Here is a 744-nt window from a genome sequence, read left to right on the forward strand (position 1 = left end):
AAATTCTTCCTTTAATTCCTGCATCTTTTTCAAATTTGGAAAAGTTTCTTTGATAGCTTCTAGTTTGATTTTTTGGGGTTCCGTTAAATCTTTTTCATTTTTTAACAAGCTATATTTACTTCGCTTTAAAACTTCTAGCTTCGCTTCTTTTTCCGCTTTCTGTTTTTTATTTTTCTGCGCTTCTACCGCTCTTTTTTCTGCTCTTCTCTGTTCGTCTAACTCTTGATTAATTTGTTTCATTACATGGAATCTATCAGCGACTACCTCGGCCGATGGCATCAATTCTTTCACCAGATTTTTATAGGGCAACCAAAGGTCTATGCTCACTTCTTCAATTTGCTCTAACACCTCTTTTCCCCACCCCGTAAGCGTTTCCCTCAACTCTTCTTGTGTTCGCTTCTCTAGAATAGCTATTAGTTTTCCCGTATCTAAATTTACTAAAACTGCACAGTAATTTTTTTGCCCTTTGACTAGAGCGATTTCATCAATTCCTAGTCTTTTTAATTCCGATAGGTCTGGCTCTGTAATTTCTTCGGCGATGTCCTCTATCATTCTTTGAATCTCTTCTTCCGTTACGTCATTTCTTCGGCTAACATTTAAAATATCTCCTTCTTTTAATTGTTCGAGTATATTCTCGGCTAGTCTTTTCGTATAGGTTCGTTTCTTGGCGACAAAATCTAACTCTTCACTAAAGGGTTTTCGACAATTATCGCACTTAAATTGACGACGATTAACCTGTAGGTA

The 744-nt window shown here is 36.4% G+C and carries 1 protein-coding gene; it reads right to left on the reverse strand.

Annotated features, from left to right (window positions below):
- The coding region (locus tag MICAI_RS17610; RefSeq protein WP_039900471.1) for an ISL3 family transposase at positions 1-744 on the reverse strand (744 nt) is incomplete at both ends.

The organism is Microcystis sp. T1-4 (assembly GCF_000297435.1).
Lineage (GTDB): Bacteria > Cyanobacteriota > Cyanobacteriia > Cyanobacteriales > Microcystaceae > Microcystis.